Genomic DNA, 26,162 nt, shown 5'->3' on the forward strand with positions numbered 1-26,162 from the left:
GATTCGGTTTATACGGCGTTTGAATTTGCGCATGTTCATGAGCGAAGTACCACGCCGCTATCGTCTTCCCACCACACGTAGACCTGATCGCCCCAGGTCGGACGCGCGCCGCGACGTTCGGCGTTGGCGACGAACGACTGCACCAGTTTGCCGCTCGGCAATTCGACGTAGAACACCGAGTGCCCGCCCAGATAAGCGATGTCGTGGACCTTGCCGCTCGACCAGTTGTACTCGCAGGTCGGCATGTCGGCGGTGACCAGCAGTTTTTCCGGGCGAATCGCGTAGGTGACCGACTTGTCCTGCACCGAGGTGCTGATGCCGTGGCCGACGTAGATCTGCCGGTCGAGGTCCTTGCAGGTGATGGTCGCGTGGCCTTCGGCGTCGTCGATCACTTCGCCTTCGAAAATGTTGACGTTGCCGATGAATTCACAGACCAGACGGCTGGTCGGGGTTTCGTAGATGTCGATCGGGCTGCCGATCTGGGCGATCCAGCCCAGGTGCATGATCGCGATGCGCTCGGCCATGGTCATGGCCTCTTCCTGATCGTGAGTCACCATCACGCAGGTCACGCCGACGCGCTCGATGATTTCCACCAGTTCCAGTTGCATCTGCGAACGCAGCTTCTTGTCCAGTGCGCCCATCGGTTCGTCGAGCAGCAACAGCTTCGGCCGCTTGGCCAGCGAGCGGGCCAGGGCCACGCGCTGACGCTGACCGCCGGACAGTTGATGCGGCTTGCGCTTGGCGTACTGGCTCATCTGCACCAGCTTGAGCATCTCGGCCACGCGGGCGTCGATTTCAGCCTTGGGAATCTTGTCCTGCTGCAGGCCGAAGGCAATGTTCTGCGCCACGGTCATGTGCGGGAACAGTGCGTAGGACTGAAACATCATGTTGATCGGACGGTCGTACGGCGGCATGTCGGTGATGTCGACGCCGTCGAGGAAAATCCGCCCTTCCGTGGGCCGTTCGAAGCCTGCAAGCATCCGTAGCAAGGTGGATTTGCCCGATCCCGAACCGCCGAGCAGGGCAAAGATCTCGCCCTTCTTGATTTCCGGGGACACGTCGTCCACGGCAATCGTCTCGTCGAACTTCTTCGTGACCCGGTCGATTTTGACCAGCACCTGTTTCGGTGTCTGGTCGCCCTCGAGGGCTTTCTTGTAGGCGCCGGAGGCAACTGCCATTTACGAAACTCCCAACAGAAGCAGCAGTTCGCCCCGCAAGACGAACCCTGGATAGTTTGTGCGTTATTTGCCCGACTTGACCTTGGTCCAGCTGCGGGTCATCAAACGCTGAATATTGGCTGGCAACTCGGTCGACACGTAGGTCTTGTCGAGGACTGCTTGCGGTGGGTAAACCGCTTCATCGGTGCGAATGGATTGTTCCATCAGCTTGTCCGAACCCGGGTTGGGGTTGGCGTAACCGACGTAATCACTGACCTGGGCGATCACCTCAGGTTTCAGCAAATAGTTGATGAAGGCGTGGGCCTCTTTGACGTTGGAAGAATCCTTGGGGATCGCCAGCATGTCGAACCACAGCGCGCCGCCCTCTTTCGGAATCGAATAGGCGATGTTGACGCCCTTCTTGGCTTCCTCGGCACGGTTCTTCGCCTGGAAGATATCGCCGGAGAAACCGATGGCCACGCAGATGTCGCCGTTGGCCAGATCGCCGATGTACTTCGAGGAATGGAAATAGGTTACGTATGGACGCACCGCGAGCAGCTTGGCGGTGGCCTTTTCGTAGTCCTTGGTGTTGGTGCTGTTGGCGTTCAGGCCCAGATAATTGAGCATGGTCGGCATCATTTCATCAGCCGAATCGAGGAACGCGACACCGCAGCTGTGCAGCTTCTTGATGTTTTCCGGCTCGAACAGCACGGCCCAGGAATCGATCTTGTCGATACCGAGCACGGCTTTGACCTTGTCGACGTTGTAGCCGATGCCGTTGGTACCCCACAGATACGGCACGGCGTAGAGGTTGCCGGGATCGTTCTGCTCCAGGCGCTTGAGCAGCACCGGGTCGAGGTTGGAATAATTCGGCAGCTGCGCCTTGTCGAGCTTCTGGAACGCGCCCGCCTTGATCTGCTTGCCGAGGAAGTGGTTCGACGGCACGACCACATCGTAACCGGTACGCCCGGCGAGCAGTTTGCCTTCCAGGGTTTCGTTGGAGTCGAAAACGTCGTAGACCGGTTTGATCCCGGTCTCTTTTTCGAAGTCGGCCAGGGTCGATTCGCCGATGTAATCGGACCAGTTATAAATATGCACCGTACCGGCGGCCTGGGCTCCGACAGCGATTGTCAGGCCGGCAGCGGCCAGTAGGGCTTTGCGCAAAGAAGAAAATACAGGCAAGTGGAGGTCCTCTAAATGGATTGGGCCCAAGTTGCCCCGCGCTGCATGACAGCCATGGCTGCCCGACAACAAAACCGGCGCGCAACTTACCCTCGAAAAACCGATCCAGCAAAACTTTCTGTCATTTAATTATCCGCTGGCCGCCGTCGCAGCGACGACGGCCAGTGGTTGTGGCAACAAACCGGCTTATTTGCCCGATTTGATCTTGGTCCAGCTACGGGTGATCAGGCGCAGTGTGGCGGCGTCCAGATCGCTGATCGCATAGAGCTGCTTCTTCACTTCAGCCGAAGGGTAGATGCTCGGGTCGCTGGTGATGTCCTTGTCCACCAGAGGCGTCGCCGCCTTGTTGCCGTTCGGGAAACGCACGGCGTTGGTGATGCCGGCCATCACTTGCGGCTCGAGCAGGTAGTTCATGAACTTGTAGGCGGCTTCGACGTTTTCGGCATCCTTGGGAATGGCGACCATGTCGTAGAAAGTACCGGCGCCTTCTTTCGGAATGGTGTAGGCCAGTTTGACCTTGTCACCGGCTTCCTGAGCACGGGTCTTGGACTGCTCCAGGTCACCCGAGTAACCGACGGCGACGCAGATGTTGCCGTTGGCCAGGTCCGAGATGTACTTGGACGAGTGGAAGTAGGCAACCGAAGGACGGATCTTCAGGAACAGGTCTTCGGCGGCTTTCAGATCAGCCTTGTCCTTGCTGTTGGTCGGCTTGCCCAGATAGTGCAATGCCGCCGGAATCATTTCGGTCGGGGCATCGAGGAAGCTCACGCCGCAGCTTTTGAGTTTCTCGATGTTTTCCGGCTTGAACACCACGTCCCACGAATCGATCTTGTCGATGCCCAGCGCAGCCTTGACCTTGGCCGGGTTGTAGCCAATGCCGATCGAGCCCCACATGTACGGGAAGGCGTGTTTGTTGCCCTGGTCGCTGGCATCGCCAACGGCCTTGAGCAGGTCTTCGTCGAGGTTTTTCCAGTTCGGCAGCTTGGACTTGTCCAGCTCCTGGTAAACGCCGGCCTTGATCTGCTTGGCGAGGAAGTTGTTGGAAGGCACCACGATGTCGTAACCGGACTTGCCGGCCAGCAGCTTGGCTTCCAGGGTTTCGTTACTGTCGAAGACGTCGTAGACGACTTTGATCCCGGTGGCTTTTTCGAAGTTGGCCACGGTGTCCGGCGCGATGTAGTCGGACCAGTTGTAAACGTGCAGTACTTTGTCGTCCGCGTGCACCGCACCTGCCATCATGCCCGCCATGGACAGCGCGAGCAGAGTCTTGCCAGCTAGCTTTTTACCTAATGCCTTCATGCGTCATGCTCCAAATTTTTCTTTTTTGAACCACTTTGTTCAGCGGCCGAACCCGGACAACTGGAACCGCGGCTAGTCTGGCAAGATCCGAGGCGGTCTTTCAACAAAAGACCAGCCTTTCTGACAGCTTTGAGCGAGTGCGCCGCAGCTCCCCCGCTCAAAGCCTAGCACCTAGGCCTGCAGCACACCGAGGGTCAGGTCCAGACACTTGCGTGCCTTTGTAACCAGCTCATCGATCTCGGCTTTGCTGATCACCAGCGGCGGCGCAATGATCATGGTGTCACCCACCGCGCGCATGATCAGGCCGTTGTCGAAGCAGAACTGCCGGCAGATCATGCCCACGCCCTTGCCCTCGTAACGCTTGCGCGTGGCCTTGTCCTGCACCAGCTCGATCGCCCCCAGCAGACCGACGCCGCGAACTTCACCCACCAACGGGTGATCGTTCAGCTCGCGCAGACGTTTCTGCAAATACGGTGCCGTTTCGTTGTGGGCGTTCTCGATAATTTTTTCGTCGCGCAGGATGCGGATGTTTTCCAGACCCACCGCTGCGGCCACCGGGTGGCCGGAGTAAGTGAAGCCGTGGTTGAAATCGCCGCCTTCATTGAGCACGGCCACCACCGAGTCACGCACGATCAGCCCGCCCATCGGGATGTAGCCTGAGGTCAGGCCCTTGGCGATGGTCATCATGTGCGGCTTGAGGTCGTAGAAATCGCTACCGAACCACTCACCGGTACGGCCGAAACCGCAGATCACTTCATCGGCAACGAAAAGGATGTCGTACTTGGCGAGGATTTCCTTGATGCGCGGCCAGTAAGTGTCAGGCGGAATGATCACGCCGCCGGCACCCTGGATCGGCTCGGCAATAAAGGCCCCGACGTTGTCGACGCCGACTTCGAGAATCTTTTCTTCGAGCTGATTGGCCGCCCAGATGCCGAACTCTTCCGGCGACATGTCACCGCCTTCGGCGAACCAGTACGGCTGGGCGATGTGGACGATGCCCGGGATCGGCAGGTCGCCCTGCTCGTGCATATACGTCATGCCGCCAAGGCTTGCGCCGGCCACGGTCGAACCGTGATAACCGTTCTTGCGGCTGATGATGACTTTCTTGTTCGGCTGGCCCTTGATCGCCCAGTAGTGGCGAACCATGCGCAGCATGGTGTCGTTGCCTTCGGAGCCGGAGCCTGTGAAGAACACGTGGTTCATGCCTTCCGGCGCCACGTCGGCAATCGACTTGGCCAGTTCCAGTGCCGGCGGGTGGGCGGTCTGGAAGAACAGGTTGTAGTACGGCAGCTCGCGCATCTGTTTGGCAGCAGCATCAGCCAGCTCATCGCGACCGTAACCGATCGCCACGCACCACAGGCCGGCCATGCCGTCGAGGATCTTGTTGCCTTCGCTGTCCCACAGGTAAACGCCCTTGGCGTTGGTGATGATCCGCGGGCCCTTCTCTTTCAGTTGCTTGAAATCACTGAACGGGGCCAGGTGGTGATCGCTGCTCAGCGCTTGCCACTCACGGGTTTGCGGGTTGTTGCTGGTCATGCCAATTCTCCTTGTTATCGGTGAAGGCGCGACGGCTGGCCGCCGCGCCCGGCGTATCAGACGGCGAAGAGCAGGTACTCACGCTCCCAGGAACTGATCACGCGCTTGAAGTTTTCATGCTCGGCCCGCTTGACCGCGACGTAGCCGGTGATGAAGGTCTTGCCGAGGTACTTCTCGATGGTCGCGCTGTTTTCCATGCGCTCCAGCGCGTCTTCGATGGTCAGCGGCAGGCGCAGGTTGCGGCGCTCGTATCCACGACCGACCACTGGCGCGCTCGGATTCAGGCCCTCGACCATGCCGATGTAGCCGCAGAGCAGGCTGGCAGCGATCGCCAGGTACGGGTTGGCGTCGGCGCCCGGCAGGCGATTTTCCACGCGACGGTTCTGCGGGCCGGCATCCGGCACGCGCAAGCCAACGGTGCGGTTCTCCTCGCCCCACTCGACGTTCACCGGTGCCGAAGTGTCCGGTAGGAAGCGGCGAAACGAGTTGACGTTCGGCGCGAACAGCGGCAACAGCTCGGGGATCAGCTTCTGCAAACCACCGATGTGGTGCAGGAACAGTTGGCTCATCGTCCCGTCTTCGTTGGAGAAGACGTTCTTGCCGGTCTGAATGTCGATGATGCTCTGGTGCAGGTGCATGGCGCTGCCCGGCTCGCCGGTCATCGGCTTGGCCATGAACGTCGCCGCCACGTCGTGCTTGAGCGCGGCTTCACGCATGGTGCGTTTGAACACCAGGATCTGGTCGGCCAGCGACAGCGCGTCACCGTGACGGAAGTTGATTTCCATCTGCGCCGTGCCGTCTTCGTGGATCAGCGTATCGAGGTCCAGCTCCTGCAATTCGCACCAGTCGTAGACGTCTTCGAACAGCGGGTCGAATTCGTTCGCCGCTTCAATGGAGAACGACTGTCGACCGATTTCCGGACGGCCCGAGCGGCCGATCGGCGGCTGCAACGGATAGTCGGGGTCGTCGCTGCGCTTGGTCAGGTAGAACTCCATTTCCGGCGCGACGATCGGCTGCCAGCCCTTGTCGGCATACAGCTTCAAGACTTTCTTGAGGACGTTGCGCGGCGACAGCTCGATCGGGTTGCCTTGCTTGTCGTAGGTGTCGTGGATCACCTGCGCGGTCGGCTCGATGGCCCACGGCACCAGGTACACGGCGTTCTGGTCGGGACGGCAGATCATGTCGATGTCGGCCGGGTCGAGCAGTTCGTAATAGATGTCGTCTTCGACGTAGTCGCCGGTCACGGTCTGCAGCAGCACGCTCTCCGGCAGACGCATGCCTTTCTCGGCGATGAACTTGTTGGTCGGCGAAATCTTGCCCCGGGTGATCCCGGTCAAGTCGCCGATCATGCATTCGACTTCTGTGATCTTGCGGTCTTTCAACCAATCGGTGAGCTGGTCGAGGTTGTTACTCATAAATGCCTCTGGGCTGAGTCTCCTGACGCAATGTCAGGCAATTTTGACGCTTGCGGCGTCGCGTTAAAGGGGCTTGCTCGCGCAGTGCCGGCTTACGCCTGGCACCGCGCATAGACAATGAAAGAGGAGCTTACCTGCCCTTGACGCTGGCGTTGCATTTCCCGTGCACTTTGCAAACGTGCAGAATCACAGGCACGACGCTGAGTGCGGCACGGGCTTTGGGAGGGAAAGAGTTCTATAGTGGAAGGAGACGCCATAAAGCGGATGCTGTGTCCGACGTCCAGAATATCGGACGCTGCCGTTTTTCCCGATGCTGACGAGAGTCTCGTCGACAGGCTGCGCGCCTTGCTGGCTGCGCTACGGACGGATGGATCGCCACTGATGTGATGAGCATGCAGACCGGACTGTTGCGAGCAGTCGGTGATGCCGATTAACGGCAGGCGAGACATGAAGCACCCCGGTATTATTGCTGTTATGGGTTTGACCGGAGCTTAGCCTTGTTCATTTTTTTACACAACACCCCCGTAAAAAATACAACACGGCCTGCTCAAGCCCGCAGCTGAGCAACGTTCAAGGTTGGAAAAAACGCCCCAAAGTGCCCCATAAATGCCCCTCAAGCGCTTTTTCGGGGCAAAAAAGGCCTCGCTTGACTTCGGCAGGCCGTTCGGGTTGACTGAAACCAGAAAAGATCAATGATTGATATTTTTAACAACAAAGGTGTTGCATCATGTCGGTACCCCCGCGTGCCGTTCAGCTTAACGAAGCGAACGCGTTCCTTAAGGAACATCCTGAGGTTCTGTACGTTGACCTTCTGATTGCGGATATGAATGGTGTGGTGCGCGGCAAGCGCATTGAACGCACCAGCCTCCACAAGGTTTACGAGAAAGGCATCAACCTGCCGGCCTCTCTATTTGCCCTGGATATCAACGGCTCCACGGTGGAAAGCACCGGTCTGGGCCTGGACATCGGCGACGCCGATCGTATCTGCTATCCGATCCCCGATACCCTGTGCAACGAGCCATGGCAGAAGCGCCCGACCGCGCAGCTGTTGATGACCATGCACGAACTCGAAGGCGATCCGTTCTTCGCCGATCCCCGTGAAGTGCTGCGCCAAGTGGTGACCAAGTTCGACGAGCTCGGCCTGACCATCTGCGCCGCCTTCGAACTCGAGTTCTACCTGATCGACCAGGAAAACGTGAACGGCCGTCCACAGCCGCCACGCTCGCCGATCTCCGGCAAACGCCCGCACTCGACGCAGGTCTACCTGATCGACGACCTCGACGAATACGTCGACTGCCTCCAGGACATTCTGGAAGGTGCCAAAGAGCAAGGCATCCCGGCCGATGCGATCGTCAAGGAAAGTGCCCCGGCGCAGTTCGAAGTGAACCTGCACCACGTCGCCGACCCGATCAAGGCCTGCGACTACGCCGTCCTGCTCAAGCGTCTGATCAAGAACATCGCCTACGACCATGAAATGGACACCACCTTCATGGCCAAGCCGTATCCGGGCCAGGCGGGCAATGGTCTGCACGTACACATTTCGATTCTGGACAAAGCCGGCAAAAACATTTTTGCCAGCGAGGATCCCGAGCAGAACGCCGCGCTGCGTCACGCGATCGGCGGTGTGCTCGAGACCCTGCCGGCGCAGATGGCTTTCCTCTGCCCGAACGTCAACTCCTACCGTCGCTTCGGCGCGCAGTTCTACGTACCGAACTCGCCGTGCTGGGGCCTGGACAACCGCACCGTGGCGATCCGCGTACCGACCGGCTCGGCCGATGCCGTACGTATCGAGCACCGTGTGGCCGGCGCCGACGCCAACCCGTACCTGCTGATGGCTTCGGTACTGGCCGGCGTGCACCATGGCCTGGTCAACCAGATCGAACCGGGCGCGCCTGTCGAAGGCAACAGCTACGAACAGAACGAACAGAGCCTGCCGAACAACTTGCGCGATGCCCTGCGCGAGCTGGACGACAGCGAGGTGATGGCCAAGTACATCGATCCGAAGTACATCGATATCTTCGTCGCCTGTAAGGAAAGCGAGCTGGAGGAATTCGAACACTCCATCTCCGACCTTGAGTACAACTGGTATCTGCATACCGTTTAAGCGGATTGCAGTTTCAGGAAAACGCCGTTGGCTGATTCAGCCAGCGGCGTTTTTTTATGGCCGAACACAAAACCTGTGGCGAGGGGATTTATCCCCGTTGGGTTGCGAAGCAGCCCCAAATCCATCCCACTCGGTGTGTCAGGAATACCCGGCTCTCAGGGTTTACGACTGCTGCGCAGCCGAACGGGGCGGTGCGACGATTCGCTAAATCCCCTCGCCACAGGGTACTGGCAGACAACACAGGAACCGCCTCGTACAATGCCCGCTGCCCCGCAGGAGACTTCCATGACGCGTCCCGCCACCGTCCGCAAACCCCGTGCCCGCAGTCAGGCGCGGATCGATTCGATACTCGATGCCGCACGCACGCTGCTGGCGGCCGAGGGCGTGGCCAGTCTGTCGATCTACAGCGTCGCCGAGCGCGCGCAGATTCCGCCCTCCTCCGTGTATCACTTCTTCGCCAGCGTCCCGGCGCTGCTCGAAGCGCTGACCGCCGATGTCCACGCAGCATTTCGTGCTTGCCTGCAAGCGCCGATCGATCACGATGCGTTGCGTGACTGGCGTGACCTGTCGCGACTGGTCGAACAGCGCATGCTCGAGATCTACGACCAGGATGCGGCCGCACGGCAATTGATCCTGGCGCAACACGGCCTGACCGAAGTGACCCAGGCTGACCGCCAGCACGACCTCGAACTGGGCGACCTGATGCACAAGCTGTTCGACCAGCATTTCGAGTTGCCGAGGCTGCCGGACGATGTCGATGTGTTTGCCCTGGCGATGGAACTCGGCGACCGGGTGTATGCACGTTCGGTGCAGCAACACGGACAGATCACCTCGCGCATGGCCGAGGAAGGGATGCGGGTGTTTGATGCCTATATCGGGTTGTACCTACCGCCGTATCTACCCAAGCGCTGAGACATGATCGTTCCCACGCTCTGCGTGGGAATGCAGCCCGTGACGCTCCGCGTCACTGGACGCGGAGCGTCCCTAGAGGCATTCCCACGCGGAGCATGGGAACGATCGACAGGCACAAAAAACCCCGCAGGGCTCACACCCTCCGGGGTTGTTTCTTGCTCATCGGCTCACAACTTGGCGATCGACACCTCGGTGGATTTCACAAAGGCGATCACTTCGCTACCCACGACCAACTCCAACTCCTTGACCGAGCGGGTAGTGATCACCGAAGTAACGATGCCCGAAGCGGTCTGCACGTCGATTTCCGACAGCACGTCACCGAGAACGATTTCCTTGATCGAGCCTTTGAACTGGTTGCGCACGTTGATGGCTTTGATAGTCATGATATTTCTCCTGAGGTCGAAATAAGCTGCAAGGGGCAAGCTACAAGCGGCAAGTAAAAGCAGTGCTTCTACTTGCAGCTTGTAGCTTGTAGCTTGCAGCTGCGTCATTGCGCCCAACGCAATTGCGTAGGCAGGGGTGAAACGGGTTCCGGCGCCGGCGGTTCGCCGGGCAGGGACAGAACACGGTTGAGCACTTCGGTTTCCAGTGCGGCGAGGCGATGCGAGCCACGCACCCCGGGGCGCGGCAGTTCGACGTGCAGGTCGAGGCCGACTTCGCCGTCCTCGATCAGAATCACCCGATCGGCAATCGCCACCGCTTCACTGACGTCATGGGTCACCAGCAGCACGGTAAAACCGTGTTGCTGCCACAGCCGTTCGATCAGTTGCTGCATCTCGATGCGGGTCAGTGCATCCAATGCGCCGAGCGGTTCGTCGAGCAGCAGCAGACGCGGTTGATGGATCAGCGCCCGCGCCAGGGCGACACGCTGTTTCTGTCCGCCGGACAACGCCGCCGGCCACTCATTGGCGCGATCAGCCAGACCCACTGCTTCCAGTGCATCCAGCGCTTGCTGGCGCCAGTTGCCCTTGAGGCCAAGACCGACGTTGTCGATGATCCTTTTCCACGGCAGCAGCCGCGCTTCCTGGAACATCAATCGCGTGTCATCGCGCGCCTGGCTGAGCGCTGCGGAGCCGGCGAGGAGGTCGCCGCCAGTGGGTTGATCGAGGCCGGCGAGCAAGCGCAAGAACGTGCTCTTGCCACAACCGCTGCGCCCGACCACGGCGACGAATTGCCCCGCCGGAATGTGCAGATCGATGTCGCGCAGCACCTGGCGCGCGCCGAAGGTTTTTTGCAGGTTGCGCACCGCCAGTGGAATCCCGCGCAACAGGCGTGGAGGTTGTTGAGCGGTCATGCCGCACCTCCTTTGGCAACCTGATAGGCCGGATGCCAGCGCAACCACACACGTTCAAGTCCACGGGCGGCGAGGTCGGCGAGTTTGCCGAGGACCGCGTAAAGCAGGATCGCCAGCACCACCACGTCGGTCTGCAAGAATTCGCGGGCGTTCATCGCCAGATAGCCGATGCCGGAGCTGGCCGAAATCGTTTCGGCGACGATCAGCGTCAGCCACATGAAGCCCAGGGCGAAGCGCACGCCGACCAGAATCGACGGCAGCGCACCCGGCAGAATCACCTGCCAGAACAGGCTGAAACCGCTCAAGCCATAACTGCGCGCCATCTCCACCAGCGCCGGGTCGACGTTGCGGATGCCGTGATACGTGTTCAGGTAAATCGGGAACAAGGTGCCCAGCGCGACGAGGAAAATCTTCGCCGACTCGTCGATGCCGAACCACAGGATCACCAGCGGAATCAGCGCCAGATGCGGCACGTTGCGGATCATCTGCACCGAGCTGTCGAGCAGGCGCTCGCCCCACTTCGACAGGCCGGTGATAAAACCCAGCACCAAGCCAATGCTACCGCCGATAGCGAAACCGAGTGCCGCGCGCCAGCCGCTGATCGCCAGGTGCGTCCAGATCTCGCCGCTGCGTACCAGACTGACACCGGCTTCAATCACCGCCACCGGCGCCGGCAAAATCCGCGTCGACAACCAGCCCGCCGACACCGACAGCTGCCACACCGCCAGCAGCAACACCGGCAACGCCCAAGGCGCGAGGCTGTGGATAAATTTGTTCATGGCCGCGCCTCAGCTCTGCGATGCGGCTTTGGGCAGGATGTCGTTCGCGACCATCTCGCCGAACGGGCTCACATAACCGGCGCTCTTCGGCAGTTCCGGGCGTTCGACGTCGAGGTGTGGGAACAGCAGCTCGGCCACCCGATACGATTCTTCGAGGTGTGGATAACCGGAGAAGATGAAGGTGTCGATGCCCAGATCCGCATATTCCTTGACCCGCGCTGCCACGGTCGGGCCATCGCCGACCAACGCTGTACCGGCACCGCCACGCACCAGACCGACGCCGGCCCAGAGGTTCGGGCTGACTTCAAGGTTGTCGCGGTTGCCACCGTGCAGCGCGGCCATGCGTTGCTGGCCGACCGAATCGAAACGCGCCAGCGAAGCCTGAGCGCGAGCGATGGTGTCGTCGTCCAGATGCGAGATCAGCCGGTCCGCCGCCTGCCAGGCTTCGGCGTTGGTTTCACGGACGATCACATGCAGACGAATGCCGAAGCGCACGGTACGGCCGAGTTTGGCGGCTTTGGCCCGGACTTGTGCGATCTTCTCGGCCACTGCGGCCGGCGGCTCGCCCCAGGTCAGGACCATCTCCACTTGTTCGGCGGCCAGATCCTGCGCCGCTTCCGAAGAACCACCGAAATACAATGGCGGACGCGGTTGCTGGATCGGCGGATAGAGCAGCTTGGCGCCCTTCACGCTGATGTGCTCGCCGTCGTAATCGACGGTTTCGCCTTCCAGCACACGGCGCCAGATGCGGGTGAATTCCACCGAGGCTTGATAGCGTTCTTCATGGTTGAGGAACAGACCGTCGCCGGCCAGTTCTTCCGGATCGCCACCGGTGACCAGATTGAACAGCGCACGGCCGCCCGACAAACGATCCAGCGTCGCTGCCTGCCGCGCCGCGACCGTCGGGGAAATGATCCCGGGGCGCAGGGCGACGAGGAATTTCAGACGCTGGGTGACCGGAATCAGCGAGGCCGCGACCAGCCATGAGTCCTCGCAGGAACGCCCGGTGGGAATCAGCACACCGCCAAAACCCAGACGATCCGCCGCTTGGGCGACCTGTTGCAGATAACCGTGATCAACCGCGCGGGCGCCTTCGGCGGTGCCAAGGTAATGGCCGTCGCCGTGGGTAGGCAGGAACCAGAAGATATTGAGGCTCATGGAGTGGTCTCCTTGTGGATTCGAATTACTGGGCTTGAGAGCTTTGGGCCACAGCGGCCGGCGGGGTCCAGATCACATCTTTGATGCTCAACGGCTTGGGAATCAGCTTGAGCTGGAAGAACGTGTCGGCGATTTTCTGTTGCGCGGCCACCACTTCCGGGGTCAGGAACAACGCGCCGTAGCCCTGGCGTTTCACCGAGGTCAGGGTGATGTCAGCCGGCAGGCCGAGCAGCGGCGCGACTTGTTGCGTCACGTCTTCGGGATTGGCTTTCGACCATTCGCCCACCGCGCGCACTTCTTCGACGAGGGTCTTGATCACCTCGGGATTTTTCTGCGCGTAAGGTTTGGTCGCGAGGTAGAACTGGTGGTTGTCGACGATGCCTTTGCCGTCACGCAGGGTATGCGCTTGCAGTTGTTTCTCGGCAGCGGCCTGGTACGGATCCCAGATGACCCAGGCGTCGACACTGCCACGCTCGAACGCGGCGCGGGCATCGGCTGGCGGCAGGAATACGGTTTGAATGTCGCTGTACTTGAGACCGGCGTCTTCCAGTGCACGCACCAACAGGTAGTGCACGTTGGAGCCCTTGTTCAGGGCGACTTTCTTGCCCTTGAGATCGGCCACCGATTTGATCGGCGAGTCTTTCGGCACAAGGATCGCTTCACTGTTCGGCGCTGGCGGTTCGTAGGCAACGTAGAGCAGATCAGCGCCGGCAGCTTGAGCGAAAACCGGCGGGGTTTCGCCGGTCACGCCGAAATCGATCGAGCCGACATTAAGGCCTTCAAGCAGTTGCGGGCCACCGGGAAACTCGGTCCATTGCACATCGACGCCTTGCGCGGCGAGACGTTTTTCCAGCGTGCCCTTGGCTTTGAGCAGCACCAGCGTGCCGTACTTCTGATAACCGATCCGCAATGTCTCGGCTTGAGCTTGGGTGATGGCGCCGAAGGTGACAGCCGCAGCAAACAGAGCGACCAGACCACGACGCAAAAATACAGTGCGCATAGCGCTCTCCTTTTTGCTGTTGGGTTTTGGCTGCACCTGCTTGCCCGTTGGCGGGCGAGTAAGGCCAGTACTTCAAATTTCGATGAGGCTTAAATGCTCCAGCGAGCACTCAACAAACGTTCGTTCAGCAGGCCCGGCTCCAGCGGTTTCGGCCGGCGCGCCATGGCGCCGATGAACTGGTCCAGGGCCTCGTGCAAGCGCTGCTCCAGGGCCGGCGCCAGTTGCGCGGTGGCACTGCCTTCGCCGTAAGCGATCTGGCTGTCCTCGGCGAAAATGCCCTGAAGCATTTCCTGCGCTTTGAGTGCCGACAGCACAGGCTTGAGGGCGTAATCGACCACCAGCATGTGGGCGATGCTGCCGCCGGTGGCCATCGGCAAGACGATCTTGTGATTCAACGCACGCTCGGGGAGCAGATCCAGCAGGGTCTTCAGCGCTCCGGAAAACGAGGCCTTGTACACCGGCGTGGCGATCAGCAGGCCGTCGGCGTTTGCGATCTGTTGCAGCAGGTCGAGGACCTTCGGGCTGTCGAAGCGGGCGTGGAGCAGATCCTCGGCCGGGAAATCCCGTACCTGATAACTCACCACTTCCACCCCTTGCTGTTGCAACCAGCGTTGCGCACGCTCCAGCAGCACCCCGGAACGGGAGCGCAGGCTGGGGCTGCCACCGAGTGAGACGACCAGCATTGCAGATTCCTTTAAGCGTTACAGGCGATTCGCAGGCTGCGATCTCGCTTCAATGGCAGTGACCTTACCAGCTGATTTATATATCCATAAATCATATTTATTCATTTGGTTATGCATTTAAGAGATATGCGGACGGACAGAATTCAGGCGAAAAAAAAGGCCGTCGAAACGGCCGGAAATCCCCTGCGTTGTAGTCACACGAAGATCGTTCCCACGCTCTGCGTGGGAATGAATCCATGGACGCTCCGCGTCCACTGTGACGCGGAGCGTCACGGGCGGCATTCCCACGCAGAGCGTGGGAACGATCAAAATCTCACTGACTTATTTGTTCGGCTGCGGCGTAAGGCGCAGGTACGGCTTCACCGCGCGATAGCCTTTCGGGAAGCGCTGCTTGATCTCGTCCTCATCCTTGAGCGACGGCACTATCACCACCTCTTCACCGTCCTGCCAGTTGGCCGGAGTGGCGACCTTGTAGTTGTCGGTGAGCTGCAGCGAGTCGATCACCCGCAGAATCTCGTGAAAGTTGCGCCCGGTGCTCGCCGGGTAGGTGATGGTCAAGCGGATCTTCTTGTTCGGATCGATCACGAACAGTGAACGCACGGTCAACGTGTCATTGGCGTTCGGATGGATCAGGTCGTAAAGATCGGAGACCTTGCGATCGGCATCGGCCAGGATCGGGAAGTTGACGATAGTGTTCTGGGTTTCGTTGATGTCCTCGATCCACTTGTGGTGCGAGTCCACCGGGTCGACCGACAGCGCGATGGCCTTGACGCCGCGTTGGCTGAATTCATCCTTGAGCTTGGCGGTGAAACCCAGCTCGGTGGTGCACACCGGAGTGAAATCCGCCGGATGGGAAAACAGCACACCCCAGCTATCGCCCAGCCATTCGTGGAAACGAATCTTGCCGGCGCTGGAATCCTGTTCGAAATCGGGGGCGATGTCGCCGAGTCTGAGGCTCATGGTGCTGCTCCTGATGAGGGATGGGAGACAACAACTGTAGCTCGTGATCGGTCAGCGTGAAAAAGAATAAATAACTAGATATCTAGATCATTAATGAATATTAAACATCTGTTCATTGGACACCGACCGGCATCGCGACGAACATCCAACGCAAGGTTCGAGAAGGCCTTGAGTTGCAGCAAAGAGGGAAATCGAGAAGGGCTTACGGGGGTGAGCCTGACTCGAAACGCAAAAGCCCCGTCCGGCGCGATGCCGGACGGGGCTTTTTTGTCTGCGTGTCGAGCCGCGTGATTACAGCAGCGGGATCGAGTAGCTGACGATCAGGCGGTTTTCATCCTGCGAACGGGTGTTCGGCAGGTCGGTGCGCCATACAGCGTTTTTCCACATCAGGCCGACGTTCTTGAACGGGCCTTCCGGTACTACGTAACCGATGGTGAAGTCGCGTTCCCACTCGGAGCGGTTCGACGCGCTCTCACGACCATTGGTGCCCACGGTGTCGATGCTGTCACCTTTCAGGTAAACCACACCGGCGGTCAGGCCAGGTACGCCGACCTTGGCGAAGTCGTAGGAGTAGCGAGCCTGCCAGGTTTTCTCACCGGCACGACCGAACTTCTGGATCTGCATATCGGTGATGGTGTAGTTCGACGAACCGTCACCCTGGTTCAGCCAAGGGAAGTCGCTGCTGCCGTTGGAAACCTGGTAACCGCCACCGAAGGTGTGACCGGCAACGGTGTACAGGAACAGGCCGCTGTACAGGTTGTTGTCGACTTCACCACGGCCGTTACGGAAACCGGTGTAGTTACCCGAGCTGTAGTAAGCCGAGTCAGTGCCATTCTTGCCGTCGTCGGAGCTGTTGAAGTAACGCAGGTCAGACTTCAACACACCCGGGCCGATCGACCAGTTGTGTACCAGACCGAGGAAGTGCTGCTTGTAGAAATCTTCCAGGTTGCCGTAGTAGTACTGGGCAGTCAGGTCTTTGGTGATCTTGTAGTCACCACCGGCGTAGATGAACTTGTTGCTGTCACGGAAAGCCGTGCCGCGGGTGTTGGCGCCGCCGATCGACAGGTTTTCGTTGTTGCTGGAGTTACGACCTTTTACCGCTTCGATCTGACCACCGACCAGGGTCAGGTCCTTGATCTCGCCGGAAGTGATCTGACCGCCCTGCCAGGTTTGTGGCAGCAGGCGGCCGTCGTTGGTGACGATGACTGGCAGTTTCGGCTGCAGGGTGCCGAGCTTCAATTCAGTCTGGGAGATCTTGGCTTTGGCCGTCAGACCCAGGCTGGAGAAGTTGTCCACGGCTTTACCGTTGGACTCGCTCGGGAACACGGTGCCGCCGTAAGCGGTGCCGCTGTTGCCGTTGGTGCCGCCGCCCGAATCAAGACGGATGCCGAGCAGGCCGATGGCGTCGAGACCGAAACCTACGGTGCCTTGGGTGTAACCGGAGATGAAACGCAGATCGAAGCCTTGACCCCACTCTTCGTTCTTGTTGGCGCCAGCGCCGTCACGGTTGTCAGTGTTGATATAGAAGTTGCGCAGACCCAGAGTAGCCTTGCTGTCTTCGATGAAACCGGCGGCGCCTGCCTGCTGCGCCATAACCCCAACGGCCACAGCCAGGGCCAAGGTAGACTTGTTCATGTATCGCTCCTCTCGTTCTAATTCTTGTGTTCCTGGTTCGGGGTCGATTTGCCCTGAATCCTAAGATTCGCGATTAGCGCCAGACCGTGACTGCCAAGTCAATCGTAACCTTGTATGTCTACGACCATCGTCTAATCGCGAGTGATTTGGTCCCTGCAGCGTAAAGACTTCCTGATAAACCCAAAAAGAATTTATTCGTTCTTTTTCATGCCATTCAGGCATATGGCCCATTAATGGCCATCCGCGCTGGGAAACAGCGTATCGGCGCCTAAGCTCATTCCTAAATGGTATTTGTTGACCTTTTTTTAGATCGATTAGCTTTGCCGTACTCCCAACACGGCAAATCCCATCGAAAAGGCGACGCATCATGGCGAAACGCGCACTATCAAGTCAATTTGTTACAGTTTGTGTGTCGGCACTGTTTTGTTTTTCCGCACATGCCGCCGGTCTGACGGTCGGCTACCAGACCGGGATTGATCCGAGCAAAGTGCCGCAGGCCGATGGTGTCTATGAAAAAACCATCGGCGAAAAGATCGACTGGCGACGCTTCAACAGCGGCCCGGAAGTAGTGACAGCCATTGCTTCTGGCGACGTACAGATCGGCAACCTCGGCTCGAGTCCCTTGGCAGCGGCTACCTCGCGCAATTTACCGATCGTGGCTTTCATCGTCTCGGCGCAGATCAATGCCGCCGAAGCCTTGGTGGTGCGCAACGGCAGCGGCATCGACAAGCCGCAGGATCTGATCGGTAAAACCATCGCCACGCCGTTCGTGTCGACCTCGCACTACAGTCTGCTTGGGGCGCTGAAGCACTGGGGCCTGACGACTTCGCAAGTCAAAGTGGTCAATCTGCAACCGGCCGAGATCGCCGCCGCGTGGAAGCGCGGCGACATCGACGGGGCGTTTGTCTGGTCACCAGCGCTGGGCGAGATCCGCAAGACCGGCAAGACCCTGACCGATGCTGCCCAAGTCGGCCAGTGGGGCGCGCCGACCTTCGAAGTGTGGGTGGCGCGCAAGGACTTTGCCGAGAAGCATCCCGAGGTCGTGGCCAAGTTTGCCGTGGTCACCCTGGACTCGTTCGCTGATTACGCCGCGCACAAGGACAGCTGGACGGCGGACTCGGTGCCTGTGCAGAAAATCGCCAAATTGACCGGCGCCAATGCGGCGGATGTACCGGAACTGCTGGCCGGTTCGGCATTCCCCGACGCGCAGGCGCAGCAAACCACGGCGCTGCTGGACGGCGGCACCGCGAAGGCCATTGCCGAAACGGCGAAATTCTTGAAGGAACAGGGCAAGGTCGAGACGGTGCTGCCGGATTACTCGCCGTACGTCAGCGCTAAATTCATCACTGACTGAATGCAGAACCCTGTGGTGAGGGGATTTATCCCCGTTGGACTGCGCAGCAGTCCCCTTGCGTTTTCAGGTGAAAACACAGGGGGCCGCTACGCGACCCAGCGGGGATGAATCCCCTCGCCACAGGAGACCTCGCTGTTGTTCAGAGAGTCTTTTCGAAGATCTTCGAGTTGCGCTGATAGTTGTACAGCGATGCCCGCGCTGCTGGCAGGCGTTCTACGCTGCTTGGCTCGAACCCGCGCTCGCGGAACCAGTGCGCCGTCCGGGTGGTTAGCACGAACAGGGTTTTCAACCCCTGCGCTCGCGCCCGGGTTTCGATGCGTTCGAGCAACTCATCACCGCGGCCGCCGTGGCGGTACTCCGGATTCACCGCCAGACACGCCAGCTCGCCAGCATCGGAATCGGCAATCTGATACAGCGCCGCACAAGCAATGATCATTCCTTCACGCTCGACCACGCTGAACTGCTCGATCTCTCGCTCCAGTACTTCCCGCGAGCGACGCACCAGAATGCCCTGCTCTTCCAGCGGACTGATCAGATCGAGCAGGCCACCGACGTCTTCAATCGCCGCCTCGCGCACCAATTCGAATTGCTCCTGCGCGACCAGCGTACCGCCGCCGTCACGGGTGAATAGCTCGGTCAGCAGCGCGCCGTCTTCGGCGTAACTGACGATATGACTGCGCGCCACGCCGCCACGGCAAGCTTCGGCGGCGGCATCGAGCAACTCCGCTTGATAGTTGCTCATGCCCAGACGCTGCAAATGGGCTGGCACTTGTTGCGGGCGCAGTTCGCGCACCAGTTTGCCGTTCTCGTCGATCAGGCCGAGTTCGGCGCCGAACAACAGCAGCTTGTCCGCGCCCAGATCGATCGCGGCGCGGGTGGCGACGTCTTCACAGGCGAGGTTGAAGATCTCGCCGGTCGGCGAATAGCCCAACGGCGACAGCAGCACGATCGAGCGCTCGTCGAGCAGGCGGTTGATGCCCTTGCGATCGACCCGACGCACTTCGCCGGTGTGGTGATAGTCGACACCTTCCAGCACGCCGATCGGCCGCGCGGTGACGAGATTGCCGCTGGCCACGCGCAGACGCGAGCCCTGCATCGGCGACGAGGCCATGTCCATCGACAGCCGCGCTTCGATAGCGATGCGCAACTGGCCGACCGCATCGATCACACACTCCAGCGTTGCGGCATCGGTGATGCGCATGCCGTGATGGTAATGCGGGGTCAGGCCACGGGCGGCGAGGCGGGTTTCGATCTGCGGGCGCGAACCGTGCACCAGCACCAGGCGCACGCCGAGGCTGTGCAGCAAGACCAGGTCGTGGACGATGTTGCCGAAATTCGGATGCTCGACGCCGTCGCCGGGCAGCATGACGACGAAGGTGCAATCGCGGTGGGCATTGATGTAAGGAGACGCGTGGCGGAGCCAATTGACGTATTCGGGCATGAACCTGGGCCTGTAATAAAGAGCAGCCGAAAAAAGGGGCGAAACGAAAAACGCACAGCGGGCTGATGGTTATCGTCGGAACAGGCTTGGCGACACGCGCGCTCTCCTCATGAATACGGGTTGGGGTGCAGGCAATTTACCGGGTTGATGCAAGACATTTAACCCTGTGGGAGCGAGCCTGCTCGCGAAAGCGGTGGATCAGGTTCATCAATGGCGACTGACAAAACGCTTTCGCGAGCAGGCTCGCTCCCACACAGGGCCGTCATCGTTCGTCTGTCGTCAGGCAATAATGTTCAATCAACTGCCGGATCAGATGCACGGTAGGCTGCAAACGTGACATTTCAAGGTACTCGCCGGGTTGATGCGCACAGCCAATGTCACCGGGGCCGAGGACGATGGTTTCGCAGCCGAGGCGCTGAAGATAAGGCGCTTCGGTACCAAACGCCACTGCTTCGGCGCGATGGCCGGTGAGCTTTTCGGCGATACGCACCAATTCTGCGTCCTCGGCCTGCTCGAACGGCGGCACTTCCGGGAACAGCGGCTTGTAGTCGATCTTCACCTTGTGCCGCTCGGCCACCGGGTTGAGCTTGCGCAGGATTTCCGCGCGCAGCACGCTCGGGTCCATGCCCGGCAGCGGCCGCAGGTCAAACTCCAGCGAGCACTGGCCGCAGATGCGATTGGGGTTGTCGCCGCCATGGATGCAGCCAAAATTCATCGTCGGTTGCGGCACGCTGAATTGTGGATTGCTGAATTCGCGCTGCCACAACAGGCGCAGACCGCGCAGTTCGCCGATAGCATCGTGCATCGCTTCAAGGGCGCTGTGGCCCAGACGCGGATCAGACGAGTGGCCGCTCTGCCCGAGGATGTCGATGCGCTCCATCATGATGCCTTTGTGCATGCGGATCGGCTTGAGCCCGGTCGGCTCGCCGATCACCGCCGCGCGGCCCAGCGGTTGCCCGGCCTCGGCCAGCGCTCGGGCGCCGGACATCGAGCTTTCTTCATCGCAGGTGGCGAGAATCAGCAGCGGTTGTTTGAACGGCTGATCGAGCAGCGGCCGCACCGCCTCGATGATCAGCGCGAAGAAGCCCTTCATGTCACAGCTGCCCAGCCCGACCCAGCGGCCATCGACTTCGGTGAGCTTCAGCGGGTCGGTCTGCCACAACGCGTCGTCATAAGGCACAGTGTCGCTGTGCCCGGCCAGCACCAGGCCACCGGGGCCGCTGCCGAAACTGGCAAGCAGATTGAATTTGCCGGGGCTGACCTGCTGGATATCGCAGCTGAAACCCAGGTCACCGAGCCAGCCAGCGAGCAAATCAATGACGGCGCGGTTGGACTGGTCCAGGTTCGGTTGAGTACAGCTGACCGATGGCGCGGCAATCAGCGCGGCGAACTGGTCTTGCATGGACGGCAATGGCATCACTGACTCCAGGTCCCGGATTGAGGCCCACTATAGAACCATCCGGCGCGCGGAATAAACCGCCGCAGGGCGTAGGAAGTTTGACTCCTGTACACTGCACGGCCTTGGCAGCCACACATTCCCCCGGCTGCGCTCCCGATTCTGGATGTTCCGGCCATGCAAAAAGAAACTGAAATCAAACTCCGCGTCAGCCGCGAAACCCTCGCTGCCCTGCGCGAGCACCCGCTGCTGAAGAAACGCAACAAAAGTGGCTGGGAACGCCGTGAGTTGATGAACCAGTACTTCGACACCCCCGAGCGCGACCTCGCCCAGGCCAAGGTCGCCCTGCGCCTGCGCAAGGACGGTGACGAAGTGATTCAGACCCTCAAGACCCGTGGCCAAAGCGTCGCCGGTCTGTCCGAGCGTAACGAGTACGACTGGAAACTGCCGAAAGCCAAGCTCGACGTAAAGAAACTCGACGGCGAATGCTGGCCCGAGGCACTGGCCGAGCTGGACAAGAAAACCCTCAAGCCGATCTTCACCACCGATTTCGTCCGCGAGCGCGCCGAAATCGCCTGGGGCCGTGGCAAGACCAAAGTGGTCATCGAAGCCGCCCTGGACCTCGGTCATGTGGTGGTCGGCAAGCAGAAGGAAGAAATCTGCGAGCTGGAACTGGAACTGCGCGAAGGCGAGCCGGCCGCGCTGCTGGAACTGGCTGCCGAACTGGCCGAAACCCTGGCGCTGATGCCGTGCGATATCAGCAAGGCCGAGCGCGGCTATCGTCTTCACGATGCAAACAGCTATTCGCTGAGCCTGCCGGCGCCGCAGTTGACCAGCGAAACCCGCCTCGACGACGCCTTCGCCGCGCTGAGCTGGCATCTGCTCGGTAGCAGCCAGCGGCTGGCCGAGCAATATCGTTTCAACGGCCACTGGCGCCTGCTGCAAGACTGGGTCGAGAACCTTGCGGAAATGCGCGCCCTGCTCAGCAGCCTCGGCCAGGCCGCACCGCGTCAGTCGACCCACGACCTGCGCGCGGCCCTCGATGCCTTGCTGGAAGACTGGCGCCCGCTGGTGCAAGTCGGCATCGAAGACGAAGACGTGCGCAAGGCCGCGCCGGAGCAGTTCCTTGAAGAGCTGAAAGACCCGCGCTGGGGCCAGTTCTCGCTGAACGCTTCACGCTGGCTGCTGGCCCGCACCTGGACCTCCGACCGCAACACCCGTGGCAACCGTCAGGGTGACGCGCAATTGCACAGCTGGTTGCCGCGTCTGTTGGGCGAAGAAGCCACCGCTCTGCAGCTGCAGCGCTATCAGCAGCAGCCGGAAGATCTCGCCGAGCAACTGCCGCGTATCGAGCGCATTCAGGTCTGGTTGCACCATGCGCGCAACGTACTGGACATTCCGGAAATGGATCGCCTGTACGGTGAGCTGAACAAACTGGCGCAACTGGCCAACGAGCCGACCATCACTGACGAACTGCTCGATGCGCGCAAGCATCAGGCGATTGCGGTGTACCAGAACCGCGCCTGGAAAATCCTGCTGCGCAGCTAAACACCTTCCCACCTGATCGTTCCCACGCTCTGCGTGGGAACGATCAAGCGGGACTGCTGCGCAGCCCAGCGGGGATAAATCCCCTCGCCACAAAGGCCATCCGCACTAGACCGGCAGGCTGGTGGTGGACTTGATCTCCGACAGCGCCACGATCGAGTTCACTTCCTGTATCCCCGGCACCAGCGATAGCTTCTCGAAGAAGAACCGCTCGTACGCCTCAATGTCCGCCGCGACAATGCGCAACATGAAGTCCACCGCGCCCATCAGCACATAACACTCCAGCACTTCCGGAAAGCCGCGAATCGCCTCGGTGAATTCGGTGAAGTTCGAGCGGCCGTGAGCGTTGAGTTTGATCTCGGCAAAGATCTGCGTGTTCAGGCCGATCTTCTTGCGATCAAGCAAGGTCACCTGACCGCGAATGATGCCCTCCTCCTTCATCCGCTGAATCCGCCGCCAGCACGGCGATTGCGATAGGCCGACCTGCTCGGCGATCTGCGCGCTCGACAGCGAAGCGTCTTCCTGCAGCAGGGCGAGGATCTTCCGGTCGTAAGCGTCCAGCTCGCTGTGCATAACAATTCCTCCAAGATCGCCTTTAACGAATTATCCGTTTCGACAAATCGCTATAAAGGCCGATCATAGCCAAGAAATACCCCGCACCGAATGTAAAAATTTCTCCACTGATCTGGAGATTCGCCATGCCGCACCTTGAAGCCGTGAACAGCGCGCCTGCCCGCGCCGATGTCTGGAACGTCAACAACGCCCACTGCCTGGCGCAATACCAAATCCTCGCCGAGGCCGAGCCGGATCTGCTGGTGCGCGTGCTGAATCTGTTCGCCTTGCAGTTTCTGACTCCGGAGCAGGTCAACGTCCAGCGCCAGGACGATCTGCTGTCGATCGATCTGCTCATGAGCGGCCTGAGCTGGCACCGCGCGCAAGTGATCGCGGAAAAACTGCGCAACCTGATCAGCGTCTGCGCGGTGGACCTGCGCAACGCCGACGCGGCGTGGCAGGCGCCCGCCCAGGCTGCCGGCTGACAAATCCGGCAACGGCTTCGTCGGGTAGTGGCCCAACGGTCAGCGGGGCCACGACTATCCTTTTGCGCATGACGCTCAAAAAGGAAAGCCGCATGTCCGTTCAATTTGTCACTCAGGACCGCTGGCTCGACCTCAACGATGTGTTGCGAGAACTGGTCGCCCAAGGCTTCATCTGCCAGGACGCGGCGGAACAGGCGCTCAATGCCCGCCGTCGCCATGCGGCTCACGGGCAGATGCATCCGCTGGAATTCATCGCCAGCCAGCAACTCGACGACCTCAGCCGTCCGGGCAAATATCTGGATCTGGAAAGCCTGACCCTGTGGCTGGCGCAGCAGGCCGGCCAGCCGTACTTGCGCATCGATCCGCTGAAAATCAACGTTGCGGCGATCACGCCGCTGATGTCCTATGCCTTTGCGCAACGGCACAGGATTCTCGCCGTCGCCGTGGACCGCGACTCGGTCACCGTGGCCAGCGCTCAGCCCTACGTCAACGGTTGGGAAGCTGACCTGACCCACGTGTTGAAGCTGCCGATCAAACGGGTTGTGGCCAACCCGGTCGACATCCAGCGCTTCAGCGTGGAGTTTTTCCGGCTGGCCAAATCGGTCAGCGGCGCCAGCAATGCCGACGCCCAGGGCGGTAACCTCGGCAATTTCGAACAACTGCTCAACCTCGGCGCCAGCGACCAGGAGCCGGACGCCAACGACGCGCACATCGTCAACATCGTCGACTGGCTGTTCCAGTACGCCTTCCAGCAGCGCGCCAGTGATATCCACATCGAACCGCGCCGCGAGCACGGCACCGTACGCTTTCGCATCGACGGCGTGTTGCACAACGTCTATCAATTCCCGCCACAGGTGACCATGGCGATCGTCAGCCGCCTGAAAAGCCTTGGCCGCATGAACGTCGCGGAAAAGCGCAAACCCCAGGACGGCCGGGTCAAGACCAAGACCCCCGATGGCGGCGAAGTGGAGTTGCGGCTGTCGACCTTGCCGACGGCGTTCGGCGAAAAAATGGTCATGCGGATTTTCGACCCGGAAGTGCTGCTGAAGAATTTTGACCAGTTGGGTTTCAGCGCCGACGATTTGCGCCGCTGGCAAGACATGACCCGGCAACCCAACGGCATCATTCTGGTCACCGGGCCGACCGGTTCGGGCAAGACCACGACCCTGTACACCACGCTGAAAAAACTGGCGACACCGGAGGTCAACCTCTGCACCATCGAAGACCCGATCGAAATGGTCGAGCCGGCCTTCAACCAGATGCAGGTGCAGCACAACATCGAGCTGACCTTCGCCGCCGGGGTCCGGGCGCTGATGCGGCAGGACCCGGACATCATCATGATCGGCGAGATCCGCGATCTGGAAACTGCGGAAATGGCGATTCAGGCCGCGCTCACCGGGCACTTGGTTCTGTCGACGCTGCACACCAACGATGCGCCGAGCGCCATCAGTCGTTTGCTCGAACTCGGCGTACCGCATTACCTGATCAAAGCCACCGTGCTCGGGGTCATGGCCCAGCGTCTGGTGCGCACTTTGTGCCCGCATTGCAAGGCGCCGCTGACGCTCGATGATGATGACTGGCAAACCCTGACCCGGCCGTGGCAGGCGCCGCTGCCGAGCAATGCGCAACGGGCTATCGGCTGCCTGGAATGCCGCGACACCGGTTATCGCGGCCGCGCCGGCGTGTACGAAATCATGCAACTGAGCGACAGCCTCAAAGCGTTGATCACCCCGGATACCGACCTCACCGCGATTCGCCGCCAAGCCTTCAAGGAAGGCATGCGCAGCCTGCGTCTGTCCGGTGCGCAGAAAGTGGCCGCAGGGTTGACCACGGTGGAAGAAGTGCTGCGGGTGACGCCACAAAGTGAGTTGAAATAAGTCGGCACGGAACTGGACCGGGGAATCGCCTATCCAACGCCGTAGTCAATCCCCAGGAGTCACCTCATCATGCGTCTCAAACTTGCTGTCGCCACCTTGGCCCTGCTGTCGCTTCCCGTTGGTTCGGCCATGGCGGACAGCTTTTGGCGTAACGTCATCTCCTCCGGTGCCACCACCGGTTCGACCTACCTGACCTTCAAGGATCACAAGCTGATCGTCGCGGCCCAGGACGACGCCGGCAGCTTCGTCGCCAGCGACGGCGGCATCCGTGGCCCGTACCTGGAAGCAGCGATGCAGAAAGTCCGCGCCGACAACCCTGGCCTCCAGGCTTCGGACATGGAACTGGCGAACGCGATTCTGGCGAAGAACGCCGTGGCTTCCGAGTAAGCCTCGCACCC

The 26,162-nt window shown here is 60.4% G+C and carries 23 protein-coding genes; 7 read left to right on the plus strand and 16 right to left on the minus strand.

Going from position 1 to position 26,162, the window contains the following annotated elements; all coding sequences use genetic code 11:
• Positions 1 to 35: 35 nt before the first annotated feature.
• The 5 genes from ACZZZ4_RS07470 to ACZZZ4_RS07490 form a co-directional block, all read right to left on the minus strand.
• On the minus strand, positions 36 to 1,178 hold the full coding sequence (locus ACZZZ4_RS07470) for an ABC transporter ATP-binding protein (RefSeq protein ID WP_463547547.1): 1,143 nt from the start codon (positions 1,176 to 1,178) through the stop codon (positions 36 to 38).
• A 63-nt stretch (positions 1,179 to 1,241) separates the two neighbouring features.
• Positions 1,242 to 2,339 (minus strand): polyamine ABC transporter substrate-binding protein, encoded by a 1,098-nt coding sequence (locus ACZZZ4_RS07475; RefSeq protein ID WP_038860901.1) that lies wholly within the window; start codon positions 2,337 to 2,339, stop codon positions 1,242 to 1,244.
• A gap of 186 nt (positions 2,340 to 2,525) precedes the next feature.
• A complete protein-coding gene (locus tag ACZZZ4_RS07480; RefSeq protein WP_039757472.1) occupies positions 2,526 to 3,638 on the minus strand; it encodes a polyamine ABC transporter substrate-binding protein in 1,113 nt (370 codons plus the stop codon).
• A 171-nt stretch (positions 3,639 to 3,809) separates the two neighbouring features.
• Positions 3,810 to 5,174: an aspartate aminotransferase family protein gene (locus ACZZZ4_RS07485; RefSeq protein ID WP_039757470.1), complete on the minus strand. Its 1,365-nt coding sequence runs from the start codon at positions 5,172 to 5,174 to the stop codon at positions 3,810 to 3,812.
• 56 nt (positions 5,175 to 5,230) lie between these two features.
• Positions 5,231 to 6,589 (minus strand): glutamine synthetase family protein, encoded by a 1,359-nt coding sequence (locus ACZZZ4_RS07490; RefSeq protein WP_016772658.1) that lies wholly within the window; start codon positions 6,587 to 6,589, stop codon positions 5,231 to 5,233.
• 727 nt (positions 6,590 to 7,316) lie between these two features.
• Between ACZZZ4_RS07490 and ACZZZ4_RS07495 the strand changes: the two genes are divergently transcribed.
• Together ACZZZ4_RS07495 and ACZZZ4_RS07500 are read left to right on the plus strand one after the other, a co-directional pair.
• On the plus strand, positions 7,317 to 8,693 hold the full coding sequence (locus ACZZZ4_RS07495; protein ID WP_039757469.1) for a glutamine synthetase family protein: 1,377 nt from the start codon (positions 7,317 to 7,319) through the stop codon (positions 8,691 to 8,693).
• 285 nt (positions 8,694 to 8,978) lie between these two features.
• Positions 8,979 to 9,605 (plus strand): TetR/AcrR family transcriptional regulator, encoded by a 627-nt coding sequence (locus ACZZZ4_RS07500; protein WP_039757467.1) that lies wholly within the window; start codon positions 8,979 to 8,981, stop codon positions 9,603 to 9,605.
• Between the two features lie 167 nt (positions 9,606 to 9,772).
• Here the strand turns inward: ACZZZ4_RS07500 and ACZZZ4_RS07505 are convergent, their stop codons facing one another.
• The 8 genes from ACZZZ4_RS07505 to ACZZZ4_RS07540 all read right to left on the minus strand — a co-directional run bounded on the left by ACZZZ4_RS07505 (position 9,773) and on the right by ACZZZ4_RS07540 (position 17,114).
• Entirely contained in the window at positions 9,773 to 9,988 is a 216-nt protein-coding gene (locus ACZZZ4_RS07505; protein WP_003229256.1) for a TOBE domain-containing protein, read from the minus strand.
• A 104-nt stretch (positions 9,989 to 10,092) separates the two neighbouring features.
• The gene (gene ssuB, locus ACZZZ4_RS07510) at positions 10,093 to 10,899 is read right to left on the minus strand and encodes an aliphatic sulfonates ABC transporter ATP-binding protein (RefSeq protein WP_463547548.1); all 807 of its coding nucleotides are present in this window, start codon (positions 10,897 to 10,899) and stop codon (positions 10,093 to 10,095) included.
• Entirely contained in the window at positions 10,896 to 11,678 is a 783-nt protein-coding gene (gene ssuC / locus ACZZZ4_RS07515) for an aliphatic sulfonate ABC transporter permease SsuC (protein ID WP_463547549.1), read from the minus strand. Before ssuC ends, ssuB begins: the two co-directional genes overlap by 4 nt.
• Before the next feature lie 9 nt (positions 11,679 to 11,687).
• The gene (gene ssuD / locus ACZZZ4_RS07520) at positions 11,688 to 12,836 is read right to left on the minus strand and encodes an FMNH2-dependent alkanesulfonate monooxygenase (protein WP_463547550.1); all 1,149 of its coding nucleotides are present in this window, start codon (positions 12,834 to 12,836) and stop codon (positions 11,688 to 11,690) included.
• A 25-nt stretch (positions 12,837 to 12,861) separates the two neighbouring features.
• Positions 12,862 to 13,836 carry a sulfonate ABC transporter substrate-binding protein gene (locus ACZZZ4_RS07525; protein ID WP_041476876.1) on the minus strand — a complete coding sequence of 325 codons (975 nt, stop codon included), beginning with the start codon at positions 13,834 to 13,836 and terminating at the stop codon, positions 12,862 to 12,864.
• An 89-nt stretch (positions 13,837 to 13,925) separates the two neighbouring features.
• Complete coding sequence (gene ssuE / locus ACZZZ4_RS07530) at positions 13,926 to 14,519, minus strand: NADPH-dependent FMN reductase (RefSeq protein ID WP_463547551.1); 594 nt, start codon at positions 14,517 to 14,519, stop codon at positions 13,926 to 13,928.
• A gap of 321 nt (positions 14,520 to 14,840) precedes the next feature.
• Positions 14,841 to 15,479 (minus strand): peroxiredoxin, encoded by a 639-nt coding sequence (locus ACZZZ4_RS07535; protein WP_024014725.1) that lies wholly within the window; start codon positions 15,477 to 15,479, stop codon positions 14,841 to 14,843.
• Positions 15,480 to 15,770: 291 nt separating this feature from the next.
• Positions 15,771 to 17,114 carry an OprD family porin gene (locus tag ACZZZ4_RS07540; protein WP_039757452.1) on the minus strand — a complete coding sequence of 448 codons (1,344 nt, stop codon included), beginning with the start codon at positions 17,112 to 17,114 and terminating at the stop codon, positions 15,771 to 15,773.
• A gap of 364 nt (positions 17,115 to 17,478) precedes the next feature.
• Here ACZZZ4_RS07540 and tauA point away from each other — a divergent pair, with 364 nt between their 5' ends.
• Positions 17,479 to 18,468: a taurine ABC transporter substrate-binding protein gene (gene tauA / locus ACZZZ4_RS07545; RefSeq protein ID WP_463549258.1), complete on the plus strand. Its 990-nt coding sequence runs from the start codon at positions 17,479 to 17,481 to the stop codon at positions 18,466 to 18,468.
• A gap of 139 nt (positions 18,469 to 18,607) precedes the next feature.
• Here the strand turns inward: tauA and argA are convergent, their stop codons facing one another.
• Together argA and argE are read right to left on the minus strand one after the other, a co-directional pair.
• Positions 18,608 to 19,909: an amino-acid N-acetyltransferase gene (gene argA / locus ACZZZ4_RS07550; RefSeq protein WP_016772647.1), complete on the minus strand. Its 1,302-nt coding sequence runs from the start codon at positions 19,907 to 19,909 to the stop codon at positions 18,608 to 18,610.
• Between the two features lie 262 nt (positions 19,910 to 20,171).
• Positions 20,172 to 21,326 (minus strand): acetylornithine deacetylase, encoded by a 1,155-nt coding sequence (argE, locus tag ACZZZ4_RS07555; protein WP_463547552.1) that lies wholly within the window; start codon positions 21,324 to 21,326, stop codon positions 20,172 to 20,174.
• 156 nt (positions 21,327 to 21,482) lie between these two features.
• Here argE and ACZZZ4_RS07560 point away from each other — a divergent pair, with 156 nt between their 5' ends.
• Positions 21,483 to 22,853 carry a CYTH domain-containing protein gene (locus tag ACZZZ4_RS07560; RefSeq protein ID WP_463547553.1) on the plus strand — a complete coding sequence of 457 codons (1,371 nt, stop codon included), beginning with the start codon at positions 21,483 to 21,485 and terminating at the stop codon, positions 22,851 to 22,853.
• Between the two features lie 105 nt (positions 22,854 to 22,958).
• Here ACZZZ4_RS07560 and ACZZZ4_RS07565 read toward each other — a convergent pair whose 3' ends face one another.
• On the minus strand, positions 22,959 to 23,423 hold the full coding sequence (locus ACZZZ4_RS07565; RefSeq protein ID WP_024014730.1) for an Lrp/AsnC family transcriptional regulator: 465 nt from the start codon (positions 23,421 to 23,423) through the stop codon (positions 22,959 to 22,961).
• Between the two features lie 125 nt (positions 23,424 to 23,548).
• Here ACZZZ4_RS07565 and ACZZZ4_RS07570 point away from each other — a divergent pair, with 125 nt between their 5' ends.
• From ACZZZ4_RS07570 to ACZZZ4_RS07580, 3 genes are all read left to right on the plus strand, one after another.
• Complete coding sequence (locus ACZZZ4_RS07570; RefSeq protein ID WP_463547554.1) at positions 23,549 to 23,887, plus strand: hypothetical protein; 339 nt, start codon at positions 23,549 to 23,551, stop codon at positions 23,885 to 23,887.
• Positions 23,888 to 23,979: 92 nt separating this feature from the next.
• Positions 23,980 to 25,764, plus strand: coding sequence for a type IV pilus assembly ATPase TfpB (tfpB, locus tag ACZZZ4_RS07575; RefSeq protein ID WP_463547555.1), 1,785 nt, complete (start codon positions 23,980 to 23,982; stop codon positions 25,762 to 25,764).
• 66 nt (positions 25,765 to 25,830) lie between these two features.
• Positions 25,831 to 26,151 carry a DUF2388 domain-containing protein gene (locus ACZZZ4_RS07580; protein ID WP_172667868.1) on the plus strand — a complete coding sequence of 107 codons (321 nt, stop codon included), beginning with the start codon at positions 25,831 to 25,833 and terminating at the stop codon, positions 26,149 to 26,151.
• The last annotated feature ends 11 nt before the right edge of the window (positions 26,152 to 26,162 follow it).

The sequence above is a fragment of the Pseudomonas sp. AC252 genome (assembly GCF_979258105.1).

Excerpts from the sequence above, each read along its gene's own strand:
- ACZZZ4_RS07470 (WP_463547547.1), bottom strand. The coding sequence starts at position 1,178 with ATGGCAGTTGCCTCCGGCGCCTACAAGAAAGCCCTCGAGGGCGACCAG.
- ACZZZ4_RS07480 (WP_039757472.1), bottom strand. The coding sequence starts at position 3,638 with ATGAAGGCATTAGGTAAAAAGCTAGCTGGCAAGACTCTGCTCGCGCTG.
- ACZZZ4_RS07485 (WP_039757470.1), bottom strand. The coding sequence starts at position 5,174 with ATGACCAGCAACAACCCGCAAACCCGTGAGTGGCAAGCGCTGAGCAGC.
- ACZZZ4_RS07490 (WP_016772658.1), bottom strand. The coding sequence starts at position 6,589 with ATGAGTAACAACCTCGACCAGCTCACCGATTGGTTGAAAGACCGCAAG.
- ACZZZ4_RS07495 (WP_039757469.1), top strand. The coding sequence starts at position 7,317 with ATGTCGGTACCCCCGCGTGCCGTTCAGCTTAACGAAGCGAACGCGTTC.
- ACZZZ4_RS07500 (WP_039757467.1), top strand. The coding sequence starts at position 8,979 with ATGACGCGTCCCGCCACCGTCCGCAAACCCCGTGCCCGCAGTCAGGCG.
- ACZZZ4_RS07505 (WP_003229256.1), bottom strand. The coding sequence starts at position 9,988 with ATGACTATCAAAGCCATCAACGTGCGCAACCAGTTCAAAGGCTCGATC.
- ssuB (WP_463547548.1), bottom strand. The coding sequence starts at position 10,899 with ATGACCGCTCAACAACCTCCACGCCTGTTGCGCGGGATTCCACTGGCG.
- ssuC (WP_463547549.1), bottom strand. The coding sequence starts at position 11,678 with ATGAACAAATTTATCCACAGCCTCGCGCCTTGGGCGTTGCCGGTGTTG.
- ssuD (WP_463547550.1), bottom strand. The coding sequence starts at position 12,836 with ATGAGCCTCAATATCTTCTGGTTCCTGCCTACCCACGGCGACGGCCAT.
- ACZZZ4_RS07525 (WP_041476876.1), bottom strand. The coding sequence starts at position 13,836 with ATGCGCACTGTATTTTTGCGTCGTGGTCTGGTCGCTCTGTTTGCTGCG.
- ssuE (WP_463547551.1), bottom strand. The coding sequence starts at position 14,519 with ATGCTGGTCGTCTCACTCGGTGGCAGCCCCAGCCTGCGCTCCCGTTCC.
- ACZZZ4_RS07535 (WP_024014725.1), bottom strand. The coding sequence starts at position 15,479 with ATGAGCCTCAGACTCGGCGACATCGCCCCCGATTTCGAACAGGATTCC.
- ACZZZ4_RS07540 (WP_039757452.1), bottom strand. The coding sequence starts at position 17,114 with ATGAACAAGTCTACCTTGGCCCTGGCTGTGGCCGTTGGGGTTATGGCG.
- argA (WP_016772647.1), bottom strand. The coding sequence starts at position 19,909 with ATGCCCGAATACGTCAATTGGCTCCGCCACGCGTCTCCTTACATCAAT.
- argE (WP_463547552.1), bottom strand. The coding sequence starts at position 21,326 with ATGCCATTGCCGTCCATGCAAGACCAGTTCGCCGCGCTGATTGCCGCG.
- ACZZZ4_RS07560 (WP_463547553.1), top strand. The coding sequence starts at position 21,483 with ATGCAAAAAGAAACTGAAATCAAACTCCGCGTCAGCCGCGAAACCCTC.
- ACZZZ4_RS07565 (WP_024014730.1), bottom strand. The coding sequence starts at position 23,423 with ATGCACAGCGAGCTGGACGCTTACGACCGGAAGATCCTCGCCCTGCTG.
- ACZZZ4_RS07570 (WP_463547554.1), top strand. The coding sequence starts at position 23,549 with ATGCCGCACCTTGAAGCCGTGAACAGCGCGCCTGCCCGCGCCGATGTC.
- tfpB (WP_463547555.1), top strand. The coding sequence starts at position 23,980 with ATGTCCGTTCAATTTGTCACTCAGGACCGCTGGCTCGACCTCAACGAT.